This window comes from Clostridium sp. MCC345 (assembly GCF_018785345.1).
Taxonomy (GTDB): domain Bacteria; phylum Bacillota; class Clostridia; order Lachnospirales; family Anaerotignaceae; genus Anaerotignum_A; species Anaerotignum_A faecicola.
Map to the genome: position 1 here is coordinate 1 of NZ_WQPP01000043.1, position 844 is coordinate 844.

Below are 844 nucleotides of genomic sequence, written 5' to 3' on the forward strand. Positions count from 1 at the left end.
AGCTTTTCCTGTGCGGTTTCCTTTCGGAAGTTGCTGCCCGTGAAGCGGACGGGGGCGCACATGGAAGTCAGCCTGTCATAAATACGGGCGTGGGGCGTGTCCTGCGGGTGCTGCAATTCCTCCAGCGTGAGGTTGGTCGTGGCGATCAGCGGCTTGCCGCTTCGGTAACGGCTGTCAATCACGCTGTAAACCTGTTCCAGCCCGTATTCTGTCCCTCGCTCCATACCGAAATCATCAAGTATCAGCAGGGGGTAGCTGCAAAGGCGGGAAATATATTCGTTCCTGCCCTCAAAGCTGGCGGCAAGGTCACCCAGTATCGTTGCAAAGTTTGTCATGCGAACGGCAACCTCTTTTTCCATAAGGGCGTTGGCAATACAGGCGGCAAGGTAGCTTTTTCCTGTCCCCACGCCGCCCCAAAACAGGTAGCCGATATTTTCAGCCTGCATGGTTTCCCAGCTCTCCACATAAAAGCGGGCGGTTTCGGTCTGTGGGTTTCTGCCGTTGTCATGCTCAAATGTCCAGTTCCGCATAGCGGGGTCGGTAAAGCCCCGGCGTTTCAAGTCCTCCACTGTTTCAAGGTGCTTCTGTCGGCTTTCGGCGGCTTGCTGCTTTTCACGGGCTGCCCGCTGGCAGTCGCACTCTGCCGGGTGTCGGTCATGCCCTAACCATTGGGCGGTTTCTTTTGAAAAGTAGGCTTCTTTTGGCGTATGGCACTTGCCGCAGTATAAAAGCCCGTCCTCGCCTGTGTAGTCCTCCGCTTCGGCGGTAGTGGTTGTAATGTCCGTAATCATAGCTTCAATCTCGTTTTTCATAAGCTCTCGCCCTCCTTGCATGAATAATCGGG

At 55.1% G+C, this 844-nt stretch carries 1 protein-coding gene; it reads right to left on the reverse strand.

The features are described from left to right. Positions 1–812: ATP-binding protein (locus GPK49_RS08505; RefSeq protein ID WP_215677449.1), on the reverse strand; the 812-nt coding region annotated here is incomplete at its 3' end. Between the last annotated feature and the right edge of the window lie 32 nt (positions 813–844).